This window comes from Pseudomonas edaphica (assembly GCF_005863185.1).
Taxonomy (GTDB): domain Bacteria; phylum Pseudomonadota; class Gammaproteobacteria; order Pseudomonadales; family Pseudomonadaceae; genus Aquipseudomonas; species Aquipseudomonas edaphica.
Map to the genome: position 1 here is coordinate 1 of NZ_VBVZ01000041.1, position 19,428 is coordinate 19,428.

The window sequence follows — 19,428 nt, forward strand, 5'->3', positions numbered from 1 at the left end:
TAACTGGAGGTGAACCTTGGCAAGCAAGAAAAAGCCCGTGGTCGACCGTATCGATCCGGCGCGGCTCTCTTCCAGCCGCAAAGACCTGTTTTTCGCGGCGATGGAAACCAGCCAAAGCGCGATGATCGTTTGCGACCCCGCACAAGCCGACAACCCGATCATCTTCGCCAATCAGGCGTTCCTGAGGCTGACGGGGTATGAACAGGATGAAGTGATCGGGCGCAATTGCAGGCTTCTGCAAGGACCTGAAACCGATAAGCGTGCGTTGCGGCAAGTGCAGCATGCGATGACATGCCGCCATGAGGTATGTGTGGAAGTACTCAACTACCGCAAGGACGGTTCGACGTTCTGGAATGAACTGTTCATTTCGCCGTTGTTCAACGAGAGCGGCCAATTGGTGTATTTTTTTGCCTCTCAGCTTGACGTGAGCCGGCGCCACGACGCAGAACTGCGCGTGCGCCGCGTTCAGGACCTGGAGGCCCTAGGGCAACTGACCGGCGGCATCGCCCATGACTTCAATAACCTGCTGCAGGTGATGGTCGGTTATCTCGAACTGATCCAGCAGAGCGCCAAGCGCCCCGGCACCGACCCGCAGCGCATCCTCAACAGCGCCAGCCGCGCCAGGGCCGCCGCCGAAAAAGCTCAAACCTTGACCCAACAGCTACTCGCGTTCTCGCGCAAGCAACGTCTCGACAGTCGCGTAATCAACCTGAACACCTTGCTGAGCCGCACCGATTTTTTGGCGCAGACACTGCAGGATGTCCAGCTGCATGTGGATCTGGCTGAGGACCTGTGGAACTGTCGTATTGACCCTGCGCAGGCGGAGCTGGCGGTGCAGCATTTGTTATCCAACGCCCAGGATGCGCTAGGAGGACATGGCGAGCCGACCGTGACAATCAAGACGTGCAACGTTCAGGTTCCGGGCGATGCCAATGCGCAACGCGACGGGTTGGCCGAAGGCCGCTACGTGGGCCTCTCGATCAGCGATAACGGCAACGGCATCGATGAGAGCGTCCAGGAGAAAGTCATGCAGCCGTTCTTCACCACCAAGGAAGAGGGCAAGGGTTCGGGGCTGGGATTGTCGATGGTGTATGGCTTCGTCAAGCAATCGGGCGGTACTGCACGCATCCATTCCTACCCAGGCGTTGGCACGACGGTATGCCTGTATTTTCCGGCGAACGACAGCCAGCTCTGGGTCGAGCAAACGCCCGCGACTACTTCGCTTCAGGGCGACGAGCACATCTTGATTGTGGAGGACCGGCCCGAAGTGGCCGAGCTCGCGCAAGAGGTTCTGTCTGACTACGGTTATAGCACCGACATTGCACACACTGCCGCCGAGGCGCTGGATCGGCTCGCCGGCGCGACCTATGACCTGGTGTTCAGTGACTTGATCATGCCCGGCCAGATGAATGGCGCGGAACTCGCGCGCGAGATAGCACACTTGTATCCGCATACCAGGGTGCTGCTTACGACGGGCTATGCGAAAGACTCGCTGGAGCGCGCGGATATACAGGTGCATGAATTCGAGTTGATTGCCAAACCCTACCAGCCCGCTGATTTGCCCAGGAAGATTCGCAGCTTGCTCGACACAGCGTGGACAGCGCCAGCATCAGGTTGAGGATCATCACCAACAGAATCGAGAAGCCGAAGATCGAGCGCGCCCAGCGCGCTGGATCGACCCGGCGCACGCTGCTGTTGGCCAGCGCCAGCCAGTAACCGCCCAAGGCGCTGATCACGGCGAAATACAGTATGCCCATCTGGGCCACCACGCCCAGCAGCAGGGTGCTGGCGAAGAAAGCCAGGGTGTACGCCTGTATTTGCCGGTGGGCTTGGGACAGGGTCAGCAGCGGTAGGCGCGCCGCGCGGAAGTCCTCGCGGCGCATCACGGTGATGGCGTGTGAATGGGGCATCTGCCAGCAGCAGAACACCAGCACTAACATCATCGCCGTGGCGTCGAACCTTGCGGTGACCGCGCAATAACCGATCACCGGCGGCATTGCCCCGGAGAGGCTGCCGACCAAGGTGCCCCAGTGGGAACGGCGCTTGAGCCAGAAGGTGTAGACCCCCGCATAGATCATCAGCCCGACCAGCGCCAGGCAGCACGCCAGCAGGTTGCTGCCCGCCCAGAGCAGGCCGAAACCACTGACGCCCAGTGCGATGGCATAGCTGGCGGCGGTGGGCACCGCGATGGTTCGCAGCGCCAGTGCGCGATGGCAGGTTCGCACCATGCGCCGATCAATGTCTCGATCGGCGCAGTTGTTAATGACACAACCGCAACCGATCACCAATGCAGTGCCGAGCAGGGTGGCAACTAGGTGCGCAGGGTCTGCCAGGCGCCCGCCGCCAGCGAGGAAATACCCCCCCAGCACCGACGTGAGATTGCCAAAAATGATCCCTGGCTTGGTCAGTTGAATTCCTGCATTGAGCAGCCCCAGCCAGTACCTCAGTGCGCCAGCATGTTGTGGTGAATACTGTCCATGATCCATAGCGAGAGCCCTACCAGCAAAAGAATGATGACCGCCGAAAAAATCAGTGCAATCAGGTTCCAGCGTTGTTCCTCGGCCGTATCCAGATGCAGGAAGAACTTGAGGTGGACCACGATCTGGATAACCCCCAGCACCACCACCAGCCAGGCGGTGATGGTGCGCGGCAGCGAAGGGAACATCACCAGGGCGAAAGGGATCAGGGTCAGCAGCACCGACAGCAGGAACCCGACCAGGTAGGAACGGCTGCTGCCATGGCTGGTACCGGCGCTGCTGTGAATCGAACTTTGCTTGTACATGTCACACCACTCCCAACAGATAGATCACGGTAAACACGCAGATCCACACCACGTCCAGGAAGTGCCAGAACAGGCTCAGGCAACTGAGCCGGGTGGCGGTGGTGTTGGTCAGGCCTTTCTGGCGAATCTGCACCATCAGCACAGCCATCCAGATCAACCCCGTCAACACGTGCGCGCCGTGGGTGCCGACAAGGGTGAAAAAAGCGGTCAGAAACGCGCTGCGGTCCGGTCCGTAGCCTTCTGCGATCAAATGGCGGAACTCGTTGATTTCCATGGCAATGAAGCCGGCGCCGAGCACGAACGTGAGTCCCAGCCAACGCAGCACCTGGCTTTGCTGGCCACGGTTCATCGCCAGCATCCCGTAGCCGTAGGTGATGCTGCTCAACAGCAGCAGCATGGTTTCAGCGAGCACATAGGGCAGTTCGAAAATATCCACGCTCGAAGGACCGCCGGCCACGCTGTCGCGCAACACCGCATAGCCGGCGAACAAGCTCGCGAACAGGATGCAGTCGGTCATCAGGTAGATCCAGAACCCGAAGACGCTCAGCGAACCCGCGTCTTCATGTCCGTGTTCCTGAGTATGAGCGATGTCTTTTTCAATCACGATATTGGACATGGATCAAGCCTCTGCCAGGTCTTTGAGACGTGCCGTTTCGATGCGCGCCACCTCTTGCGCGGACACGAAGTAATCAGTGTCTTCGTCGTAGCTGCGCACCACGAACGCGACCACCGAAGCCACCAGGCCGAACGCCGCCAGCCACCAGATGTGCCAGACCAGGGCGAAGCTGCAGATCAGCGCGAACAGGCTGATCACCAGGCCCGAGGCGGTGTTGCGCGGCATGTGAATGCTTCGGTAGTCGGTGTGGCTGAGGGTGCTCACGCCGCGCTCCTTCATGCCCCAATAAGCGTCCAGGTCATTGACCTTGGGTTGCTCGGCGAAGTTGTACAGCGGTGGCGGAGAGGCGGTGGCCCATTCCAGGGTGCGTCCGTCCCACGGGTCGCCAGTAAGGTCGCGGTATTGGTGGCGGTTACGGATGCTGACGAACAGCTGCAGAGCCTGGGAAATTACGCCGCAGAGGATGATGAGCACGCCCAGCACTTCCAGCAGCAGCCACGGCCGCCATTCCGGGTTGTCGAAATGGTTGAGGCGCCGGGTCATGCCCATAAAGCCCAGTACATACGACGGCATGAACGCGAAATAAAAGCCGATCAGCCAGCACCAGAAGGCGATGCGGCCCAGCTTGTCGTTCAAGCGGAAGCCAAAGGCCTTTGGGAACCAGTAGGTCAGGCCGGCCATGTAGCCGAACACCGCGCCGCCGATGATCACGTTGTGAAAATGCGCGATCAGGAACAGGCTGTTGTGCAGCATGAAGTCAGCGCCCGGCGCTGCCAGCAATACCCCGGTCATCCCGCCGATGCTGAAGGTCACGATAAAGCCCAGGGTCCACAGCATGGGGGTCTCGAAGCGCACCCGGCCACGGTACATGGTGAACAGCCAGGTGAAGATTTTCACCCCGGTCGGCACCGCGATAATCATGGTCATGATGCCGAAGAACGCGTTGACGTTACCCCCTGAGCCCATGGTGAAGAAGTGGTGCAGCCACACGATGAACGACAACACGGTAATCGCAATCGTCGCCCATACCAGCGACACGTAACCGAAGAGCCGCTTACTGCTGAAGGTCGCGGCAATCTCGGAAAACACTCCGAACGCCGGCAGGATCAGGATGTACACCTCCGGATGCCCCCAGGCCCAGATCAAGTTCACGTACATCATCGGGTTGCCGCCGGCTTCGTTGGTAAAGAAATGCATGCCCAGGTAACGGTCCAGGGACAGCATCAGCAGGGTGGCGGTAAGAATTGGAAACGACGCCAGGATCAGCACCGAGGTGCACAGCGCATTCCAGGTGAACACCGGCATTTTGAACAACGTCATGCCTTCGGTGCGCATCTTCAAAATCGTGACGAAGAAATTCAGCCCCGTCAGTAACGTGCCGACGCCGGATATCTGCAGTGACCATATGTAGTAGTCCACCCCGACCCCGGGGCTGTATGCCAACCCGGATAACGGCGGATAGGCGACCCAACCGGTTCGCGCAAACTCACCGATCCCCAGTGAGACGTTGACCAGCGCGGCACCGGCCACGAACAGCCAGAAGCTCAGCGCGTTGAGAAACGGGTAGGCCACGTCGCGTGCGCCTATCTGCAACGGCACCACTACGTTCATCAGGCCGACCACGAAGGGCATGGCCACGAAGAAAATCATGATCACGCCATGGGCAGTGAAGATCTGGTCGTAGTGTTCCGGCGGCAGATAACCCGGCCCGCCACTGGCGGCCATGGCTTGCTGGGTGCGCATCATGATTGCGTCGGAAAAACCGCGTAGCAGCATCACCAGCGCGACGATGATGTACATACATCCGATCTTTTTGTGGTCCACCGACGTGAACCACTCGCGCCACAAATAGCCCCATTTGCGTTTCCAGGTAATGGTGCCCACCATCGCCGCGCCGATCAGCCCGATGAAGGCCAGCGTGTACATCACAATCGGTTCAGTGGTTGGAATCGCATCCCATGACAGTTTTCCGAACATTGTTATTGCTCCTCGGCCAGTAAACTCGGGTGTTGATCGACGCGCTTTTCAGTACCGCTCAATGGCGCTCGCCTGGTTTTATTGGCCTTGTTCATGCCTTCGTATTTATCGACGATGTCCAGGAACAGCCGCTCCCGCACTGCCGAGTAATAGGTCACGGGGTGCTTGATGGTGGGCTTGGCTAAGTGCGCATAGCTCGTTTGGTCAAGGACTGTGGAGGCGCCCTTGACCTTGTTCGCCCAGGTCTGGAAGTCGGTGGGGCTCAATGACAGCGTGGTGAAATGCATATCGGAAAAACCGGGGCCGTTGTAGTTGGCGGCGATTCCCTTGAACTCGCCGGTTTCGTTGGCGATCAGGTGCAGCTTGGTCTGCATGCCTGCCATCGCATAGATCTGCCCTCCCAGCGCCGGGATGAAGAAGGACGTCATGGCCGCGTCGGAGGTGATGGTGAAACTCACCGGCGTGTGCACCGGCAAGGCCAGTTCGTTGACGCTGGCGATACCCAGGTCGGGGTAGATGAACAGCCACTTCCAGTCGATGGCCACCACCTGGACGTTGATCGGTGGCGTGTCCGAGTCGAGCGGGCGATAGGGGTCGAGGGCGTGTGTGGTTTTCCACGTCACCCAGCCCAAGGTGATGATGATCAGCAGCGGCACGCCCCACACTACTGCTTCGATTTTGTGGGAACTGGCCCAGCGCGGTGAGTAACGGGCCTTTTTATTGGTGGCGCGGTAGCGGTAGGCAAACACAAACGTCAGCACGATCACCGGCACCACAACCAACAGCATCAGGCCCGTGGCGAGGATAATCAGGTCGCGCTCATCGGTTGCAATCTGCCCCTTGGGGTTGAACACCACTAAGTTGCAGCCGCTTAACAAGAAGACGCTAGCGAGATATGCCAGGCAATAGCCAATCGCTCGTTTCATGCCTTGCTCCTGTATTGAAAACGTCCGTTGTTACTGCGCCGAAAGTCCGGCGACAGTGTTCGTAAATTACTTAAGCGAAACGCTGGCGCTGCGCTTGTTAGTGCGTGGCGCAGTCAAGTGCCTGACGCCAGGCAATACGGCGCCATCAATGGATAAAACCCATCAACTGCCCGGATCTGTTGGCTTTCGCTGCTGCTCTGCGGTGCGTTTTTTACCGCGCTGCCGAATATTTTGAATAGACGTCACGGGGTTGGTTTAACAATTTGTTACTTCGCCTGACGAACGGCTTAACAAGCGAAACGGCACTAGAGCTTTATAGGTGCATGATGCAATTTCCCTTGTAAAAAAGACGGAATCCCTCTTAAGGCATTCAGGTCTTACTTGAAGGTCAACCCACTAAAGGTCCGGGAGAACAGTTATGTTTATTCGTGGTAATACTTATAAGGCATGGGCCCAAAAGGCATTGGAAGAAGAGTGCTTTACTCAGGAAGTGGAAAACGGGTGCCATATCGAAGTCAGGGCCCGGGAGCGCGAAGACGCCGATATCGAAGTGTTGGTCAGCGTCTATACCGCGACGGGGCAATGCGTGGTTGAACGCACCAGCCAGTTGCCGGGCGCCGAATGGACCGTGCACGACGCGCTCAAGCGCGGCATTGATCAGGCGGAACGGATTGCGGGCGGCGAATCGGGGCGTTTGCCCTGCGCTGACGCGCACTTGCACGAGGACGATTGACGGGGCGCCTGCGCTGGGGTTGCAGCTGAAAACGGAACTTTGGCGGCGCGTGGATTTTCCATTGTAGAGAGCCCTGCGTCAGCCGGCCCGCGCCCGCTGATTGTTGATAACAACCCCGCCGCCCGAGCCGCCCATGTCCGAGTCCAGCTTCAGCCAAGCCGCACCCAAAAAACCGTCCTTGCGCCGCGCCGTGACGGGCCCGATGTTGTTTCTGTTCATTCTCGGCGATGTGCTCGGTGCCGGCGTGTACGCGCTGGCCGGCACCATCGCCGGCGAGGTGGGCGGGGCGATCTGGGTGCCGCTGCTGGTGGCGTTGTTCTTCGCCATGCTCACGGCAGGTTCGTACGCGGAGCTGGTGACCAAGTACCCCTATGCCGGCGCTGCTTCGGTGTTCGCCGAGAAGGCATTCAAGTCACCGCTGATTTCGTTCCTGGTCGGCTTTTGCATGCTGGCGGCCGCCGTCACCAGCGCGGCCGGGCTGTCCCTGGCATTTGCCGGCGACTACCTGGCGGCGTTCGTCGACGTATCACCGCACCTGGCCGCGCTGATATTCCTGATGGTGATAGCGCTGCTCAATGCTCGAGGTATCAAGGAGTCGTTGGGCGCCAACATGGTCATGACCTGCATCGAACTGTCCGGGCTGCTATTAGTGGTGGTGGCCGCGGCGTGGTGCATCCAGTCGGGCGAAGCCAACCTCGGCCGCGCGCTGGAGTTCAAGGCCGGCGTCAACCCTATGCCTGCGATGCTGGGCGCTGCATTGCTGGCGTTCTATTCGTTTGTCGGTTTTGAAACGTCGGCTAACCTGGCCGAAGAAATACGCGGGGTGCGCAAGGTGTATCCGCGTGCGCTGTTTGCCGCGTTGGTGACGGCCGGCATCGTGTATACGGCGGTCGGTGTCGCTGCTTCAGTGGTGCTGCCGATGGACAAACTGACGGCCACCTCGGCGCCGTTGCTCGAGGTGGTACGCGCCTCGGGCTTGAGTATCCCGCCCCAGCTCTTCGCCATCATTGCACTGGTGGCGGTCGCCAACGGTGCGCTGTTGACCATGGTCATGGCCAGCCGCCTGGCCTATGGCATGGCCCGCATGGGCCTGTTGCCGGGGCCGCTTTCACGTGTGCTGCCCAAGCGGCGTACGCCTTGGGTCGCGATCATCGCCAGCACCCTGGTGGCCATCTCCTTGACGTTGACCGGCACGCTCGCAGCGTTGGCCGAGACGGTCGTGCTGTTGCTGCTTTTCGTGTTCCTCAGCACCAACCTGGCGGTGCTGGTATTGCGCCGCGACCTCGTCGCAGAACACCATTTTCGTGTGCCGACCTGGGTGCCAGTGCTGGCGATTGTTTCCTGCCTGATCCTGCTCAGCCAGCAAGGCCTCGACACTTGGTTGCGAGGCGGCGCGTTGATGCTGCTGGGTAGTGCGCTGTACGCGTGCAATCGCCTGGCGACGCCGGTCGCGGAGCCTGGCTAAACCGCTCATCGGAGCATGGGTATCGGCATCTACGGCTCACACATCCCCCGCTGTTCGGCGTGCCAGGCATTGAAACCACGCGCACGACCCTCAGGGCTTAAACACCACCCGCAGGCAATTATCGGTTTTTTCCTTGAACAGCTTGTAGCCTTGCGCCCCGTCTTCCAGGCTCATGGGATGGGTCAGCAAGTAGGCAGGGTCAAGCTCGCCTTTGCGAATATGCTCGAACAGGGTCGGTGCGTAACGCTGCCCCGGTTGCTGTCCGGATCTTAGCGTCAACGCCTTGTTGACGATCGCGCCCATTGGGAACTTGTCGAGCAACCCACCGTACACGCCGACCACCGATACCGTGCCGCCTTTACGGCAGACACGTATGGCCTGCCTTAGCACGCTGCCGCGTTCGGTGTGCAGCCTGAGCAACTGCTTGGCCTTGTCATAGGCATAGTCGATCTCGGTGCCATGCGCCTCCATGCCCACGCAGTCGATGCAGCGATCCGGGCCGCGTCCGCCAGTCAACTCCAGCAAGGCTTCGTGCACGTTGGTTTTCTCGTAGTTGATAGGGATCGCCTTGCCGCGTTCTTCGGCCAGGCGCAGCCGGTCGGGGTAACGATCAATCGCGATCACCCGCTCGGCGCCCAACAGGTAAGCACTGCAGATCGCCATCTGGCCAACGCCGCCGCAGCCCCACACTGCCACGGTGTCGCCGGGCTGGATATCGGCATTGTCCGCCGCGAAGTAACCGGTGGGCGCCGCATCCGAGACAAACAGCGCCTGCTCATCGCTCACGCCTTCGGGCACCTTGAACAGGTTAACGTCGGCGAACGGCACCCGCACGTAAGTCGCGTGACTGCCCGGGTAACCGCCAAAGGCGTGGCTGTAGCCGATGATGCCGCAGCATGGCTGGCCATACATCAGGTCCGTCGCCGACGGGTTTGGGTTGGAGTTGTCGCAGCAGGAGAAATCGCTGCGCTGGCACGGCTCGCAGTTGCCGCAGCCGATGATTGAGATGGTGATCACTTTGTCACCCTTGCGCAGGTCGGTGACGCCTTTGCCGACCTCGACCACTTCGCCCATGAATTCGTGGCCAATGATATCGCCGGGCTTCATGGCCGGTACGTAGCCGCCGAGCAAGTGCAGGTCCGAACCGCAGACAGAGGAGAGGGTGACGCGAATGATCGCGTCCCGTGGGTTGAGGATGGCAGGGTCGGCGACATTGTCGACTCGCAGTAGATTAGGTGCTTGCCAAGTGAGTGCGCGCATCAGTGGGGTCCTCCTTCGATAACAACGCCGGTTTTGGCTGACGGGTGATCGGTTGCGACCTGGTCAGCGCCGGCGTGTACGTAAAAAAAATCGTCGTCCTGTTCCGGCCTGGAGCGGTTGTTGCTGACCTCGCCGGTCTCCAGTTGCTGCTTCACTGCCTGCAGGGCGTTGAGCAAGGCTTTGTCGCTGAACAGGCTGATCGCACGCGCCAAGCCATAGCCCAACTTGGCCATTGGCGGCTTGCACACCACCACCGCCTTGACCTGGGTTCCACGGCCGGCCGGGGCGGGGCTCAGCGAGACGGTAATGTCGTGCGCCCATCGCGCGTCGCCTGGAGTTTTCCAATGCAGTACATGGCGATCCTGTGTATCGATCTGCACAAGCGCGCACTGCAGGCGCCGGCCGGCCGGTGCGCGGAGCTTCCAGAGCGCGGTGTCCGGGGTCAGTTGCTCGACACTGTCGACCCAGCGCAGCAACGGGCCGATGTTCTCGGGCCTGGCGATGAAGGCAGACACCTCATCCGATGGGCGCAAGATCGTGATACTGCGCGTGATTGCCTCGCTGATCGGCCACTGATGTTCGCGGCTGAATTGTGTTTCGTAGGGGGTTGGTGTCAACACCCGCTTCAGTGCGCAGTGCCCGGCTGCACCGCGAATCACACCGTAGGCGCCCGCCGCAACCTGGAGTGCACCACTCAACCCACCCTTGCGACAGCCATGCAGTAATAGGGCAGCGCCAGCGGCCAGCGAAAGTGTGCGCTCAGCCTTGGTCATTGTGCCGCTTCGGTGCGCGTCAGGAGGGGTGTGGGTGGATATTAGTGGCTGGTCAGTCATGGTCAATCCTCCGATGGATGTGTCTGCGATAGAAAAACCTGCGCAGCTTGAGTTCCACCGCATTTCACGATTAGAGATGAAAGGTTTCGCGCCCTTGAAGTTCAAGTTACTCATAGCAGCGCATTGGGGCGCGGCGAAACAAGCCGACGTTGTGTATATAAGTGCGGCGCACTAGTCACCGGCTCGCCGAACAGCGTCACGGCTCTATCAACTGCTCAAAAAAAGCCCGCACGGAGTACGGGCAAGACAGGAGTTTTACCAGAGCCTGGAGGGAACAGGCTCAATAGTAAGAAGCGATAAAGCGATAACGGTTTGGTTTTTTTCAGAAGGCGCCGACGAATGGTCATATCCCGATAGTGCCGCAAGTTGGCGCAACTAAAAATACACATCAAGAGGGAAAATCTGAACCTTCGCGCTGCTCCAATAACAAAAATCAGAAGGAGGGCATATGAAAAATTCTTTATATATTATCGAGTACGAATACCATCATAAGCCGAGATCTTTCATTATAAGAGCGGATGTCATGAATAATGCAGAGGCGTGGCATTGGGCATCTTGCGATGCTGGGATCGGTATAATTCCTCGGTCACGCCATGAAAAGATCAAACGGGTCAGCAGACCCCTTGCAGAACGGTACGGCCTGGAGAACGTCAGGTGGCGTCCTTCTGGAAGTATTCCGTTTATTGCGCAGCCCTATGTACCACCACCCCCTGAATGAGTATAACTTTTAAAAAATACGCACATTTGAATAGGGTGTTGGTTTGAGTCAAGCCTTATTGTTTTTTCGACGTTCCTGCAGCATGCATAACTTAAGAGCGCTGCGTTGAAGTGCATCCATCATCAAGTCCGCCAGATACTGTTGCCTGCATTGCGGGCAGAGCATCTCGGCGGCGGTGGACACCAGATAGGAGGGTTCGTCCGTCGTCGGCTCGAAGGGCTGTTTACATTGAGCGCACTGGCCGTTCGCTTGTAGACCAGACATCTTCGATTCCTCCCTGAATTAAAAGCTCACTCACGATCCATGATGAGGTGAATGATTTCAACAAAAAAAAGGAGGAGTTTCAAACAAGCGATTAATTGATATTAAAGTGCCAATATTCGAGTTTCAAAGGGAAGGCGTGCGCATGACTGTCGGCAGGTGTTACGACAGACGCGTCCGCACGCCTGATCTGGCCCGCTCAGGCTTCGAGCTTTTTGCTGCGTGCTTTTCGCGTTGTGGAGGAGGGCGCCGCCTGGCGCTTTGATTGGACCGGTACAGGCTGCGTAACACTGCTTTCGATCGTGCCCGAAGAGCTATCTATTTGCCCGGGCGTCAGTTCGTCTCTGGCTTGCAGCCAATGCAAAAAATCCTGACCGTCAGGCTTACCTTGTTGTTCCCAAATACGGTAGGCGGTGAGTCGAATCGTTTCTTCGTCCATCGTGGTGCTCCTGTTCCAGTTTAAAAACGCTAGGAGTGAATGAAGCTGCTTACAAACTCAGCCTTGATGACCGGTAGTTCGATCCCATGGATCAAGCCGGCTGTCATGGCTTGTTGCGGGTCGAGAATGCGCGGCGCCGCGATCAGGTACTTTTCTGTTTCGAGTTTTTCCCTCGCATCCCGGGTACGCTCTTCGACGATGCGCGCATACAACTGCAAGTCGTAGTCAAGGCTCATGGCGTATTCGGACATGCGCGAATGGTCGACGGCGCCTTGCACATGCCAATGAAACGGATGAAACAGAAATTTACTGTGCTTGCACGCCGTCCTGCGCTCACCGGCCAGAAAGATGATATTGCCCATCGACTCCACGGTGCCCAAATTGTGGGTGTGCACCGCGATCGGCAGCGCCAGCAGGAAGTTGTACATGGTAAAACCGTAGCTGCATTCGCCGCCCATAGTGGCGATGTTCACTACCAGGCCCGAAGCCTCTTGCTGAACGGCCAACGAGGCTTTTTCGATAAGTTGGCTGCAGGTAGAGGCGGTGACCGGCCCGGTAAAGTTAATGACGTGTAAAGGCATGGTGTCCTCCGTCCATCAAGGCAGGGGAGCACGGCTCCCCTGAATCAAGCACATTAACCGTTGCGTCCGCCACCATGGCTGTTCTGGCCGCCTTTACGACCAGCTTCCGCGGCTTTCTCACGGTCGTTGGCAAAGTTGCCGCCACTGTTCTGGCCGCCTTTGCTACCTGCTTCGGCGGCGCGCTCGGGATCATTTTTGAAATTGCCGCCGCTGTTTTGGCCACCCTTGCTTCCGATCTCTTGATAGAACTCTTTGTCATGGGAAGCCGAAGTTGCATCGCCGCCTTTTTTACCGGCTTCGTTGACGCTCATTTGATTTTGCTTGTCGTTAGTAGTCATTTCAGTAATCTCGTCGTTATGTCGTTGATATATATTTCATCTCGATCTACAGGCACCTAAATACTGATGGTCGCTCAGGTTATAAATGCCTTTCGCACAGCGGTAGTGTTTGCGACGCATCGACAGTCGCTTCAGAGAGTTCCACGCCGCGCTGATGTTCGTAACACGGTAATGTGTTCGCGCGTTGGCTTTCCCCCGCGTCAGTTCGCACTTGCGTGCTCGGCTGGTGAGGCAAAACGCTTCGCTGATAGTCTGGTGATGCACGCATGCTTAGTTCTCCTTTGCTATTAACAGAAGGGGCAGCATTGCTGCCCCCTTGTGACCACGCTTACTACTTGCGGCCGCCGCCATGGCTATTCTGGCCACCTTTACGGCCAGCTTCCGAAGCCTTTTCGCGGTCATTGGCAAAGTTGCCGCCAGATGCCTGGCCGCCTTTCTTTCCCGCCTCGGAGGCTTTTTCGTGATCGTTGGCGAAATTACCTGGGTTTTTATTACTGGTCGTCATAATGCTACTCCAACTGTAATTGAGGTTTCGCTTACGCCCGTTTATTGCAACGGACATAGTTTCCGATAAGGGCGACCGTCTAAATGTTTCGAGATTTTTTAAAAAGGACGATGAACGGTCTTTGATTGAGAGAAACTTGTACAGATGCGCGGTGTTCGCGCCGCTTCGTATAAGTTTTTACTTTAGGTGGGCCGGGAGTGATATTAAATTAATAGCAATGGTTGCCGCTTCGCTTAGTATCGAAAATGCTTTTAATTGAGGGCTCTTGTACGGGTCGACTACCGAAAATACATCACGAAGGTTTAGACGCTTTATGCCAAATATATAGGTATGAAACAGACTGATCGTGGGGCGGGGCTGGCCAGGAAAGCGGAGGCTAGCAAATGACCTGAAGCTCGCACCGACCCCTCGAACCGCCAATAATGGATTTGATTAAAGAGTAACGCCCCGTCAGCTCATTTACCCGCCGACGCGCAGCATTCCGCCAGCGCGTGTTGAGCTCTTTTCAGCGGCCCGATACTGTCCCTTGACGATGGTCAATCGGCACCTACCAAGGCACGGCTGCGGCCAACCTGTTTTTGCAGGCAACGCTGACCCAGATTTTCGGCAAGCGAGGTTTCGGCCAAAATCGCCTCTTCACGAAGTGCTGTCTCCAGCGCCTCCAAATGCCGCGCAAGTATTTTTACCGATCCGCTCAAATTGGCGGGATCGAAAGGAATTTTACCATTAGCAATCAGAATCATCGCCAGGTCCCAGGCGCGCTGAGAATTTTTCATTCTGCAATCTCCTTTTCGCGCCTGGCAGCTTTTCCACCGTCGGCGACCACGCTTACGGTGGGCAATGGAAAATGCTTGTTGAGCACGCCAAGATGGTCAATCGCTTCACGGAAAAGCGCTTCGGCTTTGCCGCGAAGGCGCAGATATTCATCAAACATTTCGCTATCGAAATCAGGCTGCTCCAGCAGGTCGAATGCGCTGCGGCTTAGGGCGTTGGCCTCGTTGAAAAGCTTCTGATTCTGCTCCATGGCCAACTGGCGGCAGGCCATCATTTTTGCGTCGATGTCGTTGTGTTGCATGGCTTGAATCCTTTATCAGCAGGTCTCTGTATAACTGTGTGACCCGCTTGCAAAGCCCGTGTATCAAAATGGATTTCTCTGAAATATCGATTAATTCAACGATTCAGTTTGCCTGAAATTATCGTCTTTTTAGATGGAGCTACGCGTTAACCCCCCAAGGGCCCGTCTTATCCCACTGAGAAAGTCCCAACTAGCGACGTAAGCAACACAATTTTTCGATCAGAACAATCAACGAATCGTGGGCGACCGGTTTGCTCAAATGAGTGGTGAAGCCCGACTCAGCCGCCTTTTTCTGATCACTGCCGGCCCCATAGCCTGTGAGTGCGATCGCGGGAACCTGACGCAGATGACCTATCGTGCGCAACTTCTGCATTAGCTCATGGCCATTCATTTTCGGCATGCCAATGTCCGAAATGATCAAGTCGTATTGTGCATCGCGGGCTGTTTCAAGAGCACTCTGTGGGTCGTCGAATGCGCTGACTTGCGCGCCTTCCATCTCCAGCAATAAATTCAGCACTTCTAGCACCTCGGCAGAGTCATCCACCAGCAACACCTTGACGCCGTGCAGACGTTCGTCGTCATCGTGTTCAGCGTCAGGAGGCGGCAAACGATTCTGTTGTTCGCACAGCGGTAGCCATATCGAGAAAGTGCAGCCTAAACCCAGCCCCTTGGAATGGACACTGACCGAGCCTTCGTGAGCCTCAACCAGTTGGCGTACTAAGGACAAGCCTATCCCGAGGCCCTCGCGCTGATGCGTCAGATGATGGTTTTCTGCTTGCCCGAACAGGTCAAAGATCTTCTCCAGACTGTCGTCGGCCAAACCGATGCCACTGTCGATCACGTCCAACTGGGCGCGTCCTTCCGAGCGGCTGAGTACCAATTGCACCTGACCATCCTCCGGGGTGAATTTCAGAGCGTTGTTGACCAGGTTCCAGATCACTTGCTCGATGCGCGTCGGGTCGACCTCGACGATCAGGGGTCCATAATCCGAAGGCGTTTGCAGCGTCACCTGACGACGATGCCCGTCGGCGAGCACTACGCTATGGATATCCTGAAGCGTGCGAATCAGATCAACCGGTTGTTTTTTCAACTTGAGCTTGCCCGTGCGAACTCGGGCGACATCCAGCAGGTCGTCAATGATCCGCGCCTGGCTGGACACGGCCTCGCAGATCGTATTCACGGCTTTGATCGCCGGGCCCGCCGCCTTGGTAGCGGGCAAGCGACGCAGTAACTCCGCGTTCAGTTGGATCAAGTTCAGTGGATGCTTAAGTTCGTGCGACATCACCGCGAAAAACTCATCCTTGAGATGGCTCTTCGTCTGGGTTTCCATCAGGCGCTGGCTCTGCTCATCCTGGGTGCGTTTGTGGCCGGTCAGATCGCGGGCGATCTTGACGTAGCCCTGCAAGCTGGCGCTCTTAAGCTGCGTGATCTCACCGCTGCAGTAAAACCGGCTGCCATCCTTGCGCACATGCCAGCGCTCATCCTCACCCCGACCATGTTCGCGGGCCGCCCGCAGTTCGCTCTCAGGAATGCCGGAGGAGCGGTCCTCCGGTGAAAAAATTAAGTCGTAATAAGCACCCAGCACTTCGTCCTTGGTGTAGCCGAAGATCAGTTCTGCACCCGTGTTCCAATCGGTGATGGCGCCGTGGTCATCAAGGATGATGATTGCAAAGTCATGGGTACTCTCGGCGACCAGGCGCATGCGCTCTTCTCCCCAGCGCAGTTCTTCCTCGGCCTGGCGTCGCTTGGTGATATCGATGAAGGTCAGCACCGTGCCATCAATATGGTCCTCGCTGGAGCGGTAGGGCAATAACCTTGCAATGTACCAGCGGCCGTCCTTACTGCTGATTTCCCGCTCGATCATGCTGAGTGACTCAAACACCGTTGTAGCGTCTTCGGTGATTTCTGGATAATCCAGACGGTGGGTGATGTCCATCAACGAGCGTCCAGTGTCCACCGGGAGCATGCTGAAGATATCGGTCGCGCGTGGCGTGAACCAACGGATGCGCATGTTGCGGTCCACGAATACAGTAGCGATGTCGGTGGAGGCGATCAGGTTGCTCAGGTAATCATTGACCTTGTCCGTCTCTTCCACCTTGGTCTTGAGCTCATAGTTGACGGTCAACAGCTCTTCATTGATCGACTGCAGCTCTTCCTTGCTGGTTTCCAGCTCTTCGGTGGCCGAACGCAACTCTTCATTGACCGCCTGCATTTCTTCGTTGGAGGCCTTGAGTTCCTCGCTTGAGACTTCAGACTGTTCGATGGTGTCCTGCAGGTGCAGTTTGGTGCGTTGCAGCTCGCGCTCCAGGTTGCCCATGATGGCGTTTTGAGCATGGCTGACAGTCGTGGTATCGGCCTGTTGTGGGTCGATCTCGCTTTCCTGGAAAATCACCAGCACGTAGTCGCTTTCGGTCGCATCATCGCGAAAGGGGTGGGCGGTAATGTCCACGATGAAGGGGTCATGCTCGTGCTTAACCCGGATCTTGCGGGAGGTCACAGGCATATTCGATTGCTGGACCTGAAAGAGTGTGGTGCGGATGTCGAGGCGCAGGTCGGGATGAACCAGTGCCAACAGGTTATGCGTTATCTCACCAGCCACATAACGCAGGAACCGTCCGGCGCCTTCGCTCATGTGTACGATCTGCGCGTGGCCGTCGACAATAACACTTGGCGGTGCAGCTTTTCCGAGGGCACGCAGATGAATATCCGCAAATGAAACTTTGTTGGGGGCCTTATTTTCAATCGCAATCGACGCGGTACTTGGGCGCAAGTAGCCGCCTCGCGGCATGGTTGGGGCGCGGCGCATAGTCGAAGAGCCGGCACGTACCCGAAAAATGCGGTTTCGTTTGTCCACCGGCACAAACAGGTCCAGGCAGCCGTCGGCCGACTCCGAGGAGCCGAGGAACAGATAGCCACCGGGGCGCAGCGCAAAGTGGAACATCTGCAGGATGTCGCGCTGCACTTCGCGGTCCAGGTAGATCAACAGGTTGCGGCACACGATCAGGTCGATCTGCGAGAACGGCGGATCAGCGAGCAAACTGTGTTTGGCGAACAAAACCTTCTCGCGAATTTCCTTGCGCACCCGATAGTGTTGGTTTTTCTCTTTGGCAAAATATTGGCGCAACCGCGGTGGCGGAACGTCGGTGATGATCGCCTCGGGATACACGCCGTTGCGACCGTGGGTGATTGCGCGTTCGTCAATATCAGTGGCAAACACCTGCATCTTCGCGCCGCTGGCATCCAGCGCCAGTTGCTCGGCCAGCAGCATCGCGAGGCTGTAAGCTTCTTCGCCGGTGGAACAGCCGGCCGACCAGATGCGCACCTCTTCGCGGTGCGGCACAGTGTCTTCGAGTGACTTCACCAGGTTAGGTATCACGTCACGTTCAAGCGCTTCAAAGGCCTCGCGGTCGCGGAAGAAGTTAGTCACGCCGATCAGCATATCGCCGAGCAGGGCCTTGGTTTCGTCTGGGTGCTCCTGGAGGAAATTGTAATAGGTCGCCAGGTCCGGCTGGGCGGTTACTTGCAAGCGTCGCTCAATACGGCGCAACACTGTGGCGCGCTTGTAATGCTTGAAGTCGTGCCCGGTACTGGCGCGCAACTGAATCAGGATGTCCAGCAATAACTGCTCCGCCACGGCTGCATCGCGTTCGGTTGCAGGTGGGGTGGTTTTAATTTCGGGATCGTCGGCAGTGGGCAGGATGATTGACTGAGCATTGCGCCATAGCTCCAGCAACTTCTGCGGCATTTCCACAACGGGAAGCACGAGATCGACCATTTGCGTTTCGATGGCAGCCCGCGGCATGCCATCGAACTCAGCATCTTCTGATGTTTGTACCAGAGTGATCCCACCTTGCTCCTTGATTCGAGAAAGGCCAACCGCCCCGTCCGCTCCGGTCCCTGAAAGGATCACGCAAAACGCCCGTTCTTTATGCGCATCTGCCAAATCGCGAAAAAACAGGTCGATCGCTATGTGCGAGCCGCCCTCACGGGTTGATGGGGATACCGCTAAATAACCATCATTCATCTTCAAATGGTGGGCCGGTGAGATGACATACACATAATTCTTTTCGATAGGCGTCGTGTCATTGACCTGTAACACCGGTATGCGGGTCGACTCCTGGATGATCTTATCCGCCACGCTTTGATGATCGGGGGACAGGTGCAGGATCACTACAAATGCCATGCCGCAGTCTTTGGGCATATGCTCAAAAAACGCCTTCACTGCTTGCAGCCCGCCCGCGGACGCGCCGATGCCCACCACCGGAAAGTCCAAGTTGCTGTGGATCAGATCCTTGCGTTGCGGAACGTTAGGGGACCGCGGGGGGGCAGACTTCATAAATACCAACCTTGATTAACTGCGCACGAGAAGAGCGTGGAGGGAACAACTAAAGCGAGGGCAAGGGCTAAACCGAATATGAAATATAGCCGAAAACCGGCGTACAGAAGAATGCCTCGAATGTCGCTAACCCTGCAAACCTTTGCCTCCCGGTTGAGGCACGCAACGTTCAGAAGGTTTATTCAGACTGACCAATGGCAATGCTGTGCCTGAACGGCTATCTGATTTTTTCAAAATCCGTCTGAACTTACCCTCCCGGACAACCCTCGCAAAAGTAATCACAGCCAGGAGGGAGACCGATGAACAGTTATCCAAAACCACCATTCAAGGCGCAACAGCAGCCCGTACCCGGTCAGCAGCGCAAGATGGATCCAATGCCCGATTGCGGTGAGCAGACCTACAAAGGCTCGGGCCGACTCGCCAACAAAATAGCCTTGATCACCGGGGCCGATAGCGGCATTGGGCGTGCGGTGGCCATCGCCTTTGCACGCGAAGGCGCGGACGTGGCGGTCTCCTATCTGGATGAGCATGAAGACGCCAAGGAAACCGCGCGGTGGGTCGAGGCTGCCGGTCGTCAATGCTT

The 19,428-nt window shown here is 57.4% G+C and carries 19 protein-coding genes and 1 pseudogene; 5 read left to right on the top strand and 15 right to left on the bottom strand.

The window, feature by feature from the left end; translation table 11 throughout:
• The first annotated feature begins 16 nt into the window (after positions 1-16).
• Positions 17-1,618: a histidine kinase famiy protein gene (locus FEM54_RS04560; protein WP_171045793.1), complete on the top strand. Its 1,602-nt coding sequence runs from the start codon at positions 17-19 to the stop codon at positions 1,616-1,618.
• 28 nt (positions 1,619-1,646) lie between these two features.
• On the opposite strand, the pseudogene cyoE reads toward FEM54_RS04560, so the two are convergent.
• The 5 genes and pseudogenes from cyoE to cyoA form a co-directional block, all read right to left on the bottom strand.
• Positions 1,647-2,486, bottom strand: a pseudogene (gene cyoE / locus FEM54_RS04565) (heme o synthase); the annotation flags it as partial.
• Positions 2,444-2,782: a cytochrome o ubiquinol oxidase subunit IV gene (gene cyoD / locus FEM54_RS04570; RefSeq protein WP_138449684.1), complete on the bottom strand. Its 339-nt coding sequence runs from the start codon at positions 2,780-2,782 to the stop codon at positions 2,444-2,446. The pseudogene cyoE and the gene cyoD, both read right to left, overlap by 43 nt.
• Before the next feature lies 1 nt (position 2,783).
• Positions 2,784-3,398, bottom strand: a complete 615-nt coding sequence (cyoC, locus tag FEM54_RS04575; RefSeq protein WP_138449686.1) for a cytochrome o ubiquinol oxidase subunit III — start codon at positions 3,396-3,398, stop codon at positions 2,784-2,786.
• A 3-nt stretch (positions 3,399-3,401) separates the two neighbouring features.
• On the bottom strand, positions 3,402-5,375 hold the full coding sequence (gene cyoB, locus FEM54_RS04580) for a cytochrome o ubiquinol oxidase subunit I (protein ID WP_138449687.1): 1,974 nt from the start codon (positions 5,373-5,375) through the stop codon (positions 3,402-3,404).
• Between the two features lie 2 nt (positions 5,376-5,377).
• Positions 5,378-6,301, bottom strand: a complete 924-nt coding sequence (gene cyoA, locus FEM54_RS04585; protein WP_138449689.1) for a ubiquinol oxidase subunit II — start codon at positions 6,299-6,301, stop codon at positions 5,378-5,380.
• A gap of 418 nt (positions 6,302-6,719) precedes the next feature.
• Here cyoA and FEM54_RS04590 point away from each other — a divergent pair, with 418 nt between their 5' ends.
• Together FEM54_RS04590 and FEM54_RS04595 are read left to right on the top strand one after the other, a co-directional pair.
• On the top strand, positions 6,720-7,034 hold the full coding sequence (locus tag FEM54_RS04590) for a hypothetical protein (RefSeq protein ID WP_054068927.1): 315 nt from the start codon (positions 6,720-6,722) through the stop codon (positions 7,032-7,034).
• 133 nt (positions 7,035-7,167) lie between these two features.
• Positions 7,168-8,499, top strand: a complete 1,332-nt coding sequence (locus FEM54_RS04595; protein WP_171045794.1) for an APC family permease — start codon at positions 7,168-7,170, stop codon at positions 8,497-8,499.
• Between the two features lie 90 nt (positions 8,500-8,589).
• On the opposite strand, the gene FEM54_RS04600 is transcribed toward FEM54_RS04595, so the two are convergent.
• Both FEM54_RS04600 and FEM54_RS04605 read right to left on the bottom strand, forming a co-directional pair.
• Positions 8,590-9,759: a zinc-dependent alcohol dehydrogenase gene (locus FEM54_RS04600; RefSeq protein WP_138449690.1), complete on the bottom strand. Its 1,170-nt coding sequence runs from the start codon at positions 9,757-9,759 to the stop codon at positions 8,590-8,592.
• Positions 9,759-10,592 carry an SRPBCC family protein gene (locus FEM54_RS04605; protein WP_138449692.1) on the bottom strand — a complete coding sequence of 278 codons (834 nt, stop codon included), beginning with the start codon at positions 10,590-10,592 and terminating at the stop codon, positions 9,759-9,761. The genes FEM54_RS04600 and FEM54_RS04605 overlap by 1 nt, the downstream gene beginning before the upstream one ends.
• 448 nt (positions 10,593-11,040) lie before the next feature.
• Here FEM54_RS04605 and FEM54_RS34540 point away from each other — a divergent pair, with 448 nt between their 5' ends.
• Complete coding sequence (locus FEM54_RS34540) at positions 11,041-11,310, top strand: DUF6555 family protein (protein ID WP_073637676.1); 270 nt, start codon at positions 11,041-11,043, stop codon at positions 11,308-11,310.
• A gap of 48 nt (positions 11,311-11,358) precedes the next feature.
• Here the strand turns inward: FEM54_RS34540 and FEM54_RS04615 are convergent, their stop codons facing one another.
• The 8 genes from FEM54_RS04615 to FEM54_RS04650 form a co-directional block, all read right to left on the bottom strand.
• Positions 11,359-11,574, bottom strand: coding sequence for a hypothetical protein (locus tag FEM54_RS04615; RefSeq protein WP_027616401.1), 216 nt, complete (start codon positions 11,572-11,574; stop codon positions 11,359-11,361).
• A 196-nt stretch (positions 11,575-11,770) separates the two neighbouring features.
• Positions 11,771-12,010: a DUF2934 domain-containing protein gene (locus FEM54_RS04620; RefSeq protein ID WP_027616402.1), complete on the bottom strand. Its 240-nt coding sequence runs from the start codon at positions 12,008-12,010 to the stop codon at positions 11,771-11,773.
• A 29-nt stretch (positions 12,011-12,039) separates the two neighbouring features.
• A complete protein-coding gene (locus tag FEM54_RS04625) occupies positions 12,040-12,591 on the bottom strand; it encodes an ATP-dependent Clp protease proteolytic subunit (protein WP_027616403.1) in 552 nt (183 codons plus the stop codon).
• 53 nt (positions 12,592-12,644) lie between these two features.
• Positions 12,645-12,929 (bottom strand): con-10 family general stress protein, encoded by a 285-nt coding sequence (locus FEM54_RS04630; protein WP_138449693.1) that lies wholly within the window; start codon positions 12,927-12,929, stop codon positions 12,645-12,647.
• Positions 12,930-13,260: 331 nt separating this feature from the next.
• A complete protein-coding gene (locus tag FEM54_RS04635) occupies positions 13,261-13,434 on the bottom strand; it encodes a con-10 family general stress protein (protein WP_027616405.1) in 174 nt (57 codons plus the stop codon).
• 536 nt (positions 13,435-13,970) lie between these two features.
• Positions 13,971-14,210 carry a hypothetical protein gene (locus FEM54_RS04640; protein ID WP_054068923.1) on the bottom strand — a complete coding sequence of 80 codons (240 nt, stop codon included), beginning with the start codon at positions 14,208-14,210 and terminating at the stop codon, positions 13,971-13,973.
• On the bottom strand, positions 14,207-14,509 hold the full coding sequence (locus FEM54_RS04645; protein ID WP_138449695.1) for a hypothetical protein: 303 nt from the start codon (positions 14,507-14,509) through the stop codon (positions 14,207-14,209). Before FEM54_RS04645 ends, FEM54_RS04640 begins: the two co-directional genes overlap by 4 nt.
• A 190-nt stretch (positions 14,510-14,699) precedes the next feature.
• Positions 14,700-18,845, bottom strand: a complete 4,146-nt coding sequence (locus tag FEM54_RS04650; protein ID WP_138449696.1) for a CheR family methyltransferase — start codon at positions 18,843-18,845, stop codon at positions 14,700-14,702.
• Between the two features lie 299 nt (positions 18,846-19,144).
• Between FEM54_RS04650 and FEM54_RS04655 the strand changes: the two genes are divergently transcribed.
• Positions 19,145-19,428 (top strand): SDR family NAD(P)-dependent oxidoreductase (locus FEM54_RS04655; protein WP_138449697.1); only part of this gene is annotated, 284 nt, incomplete at its 3' end.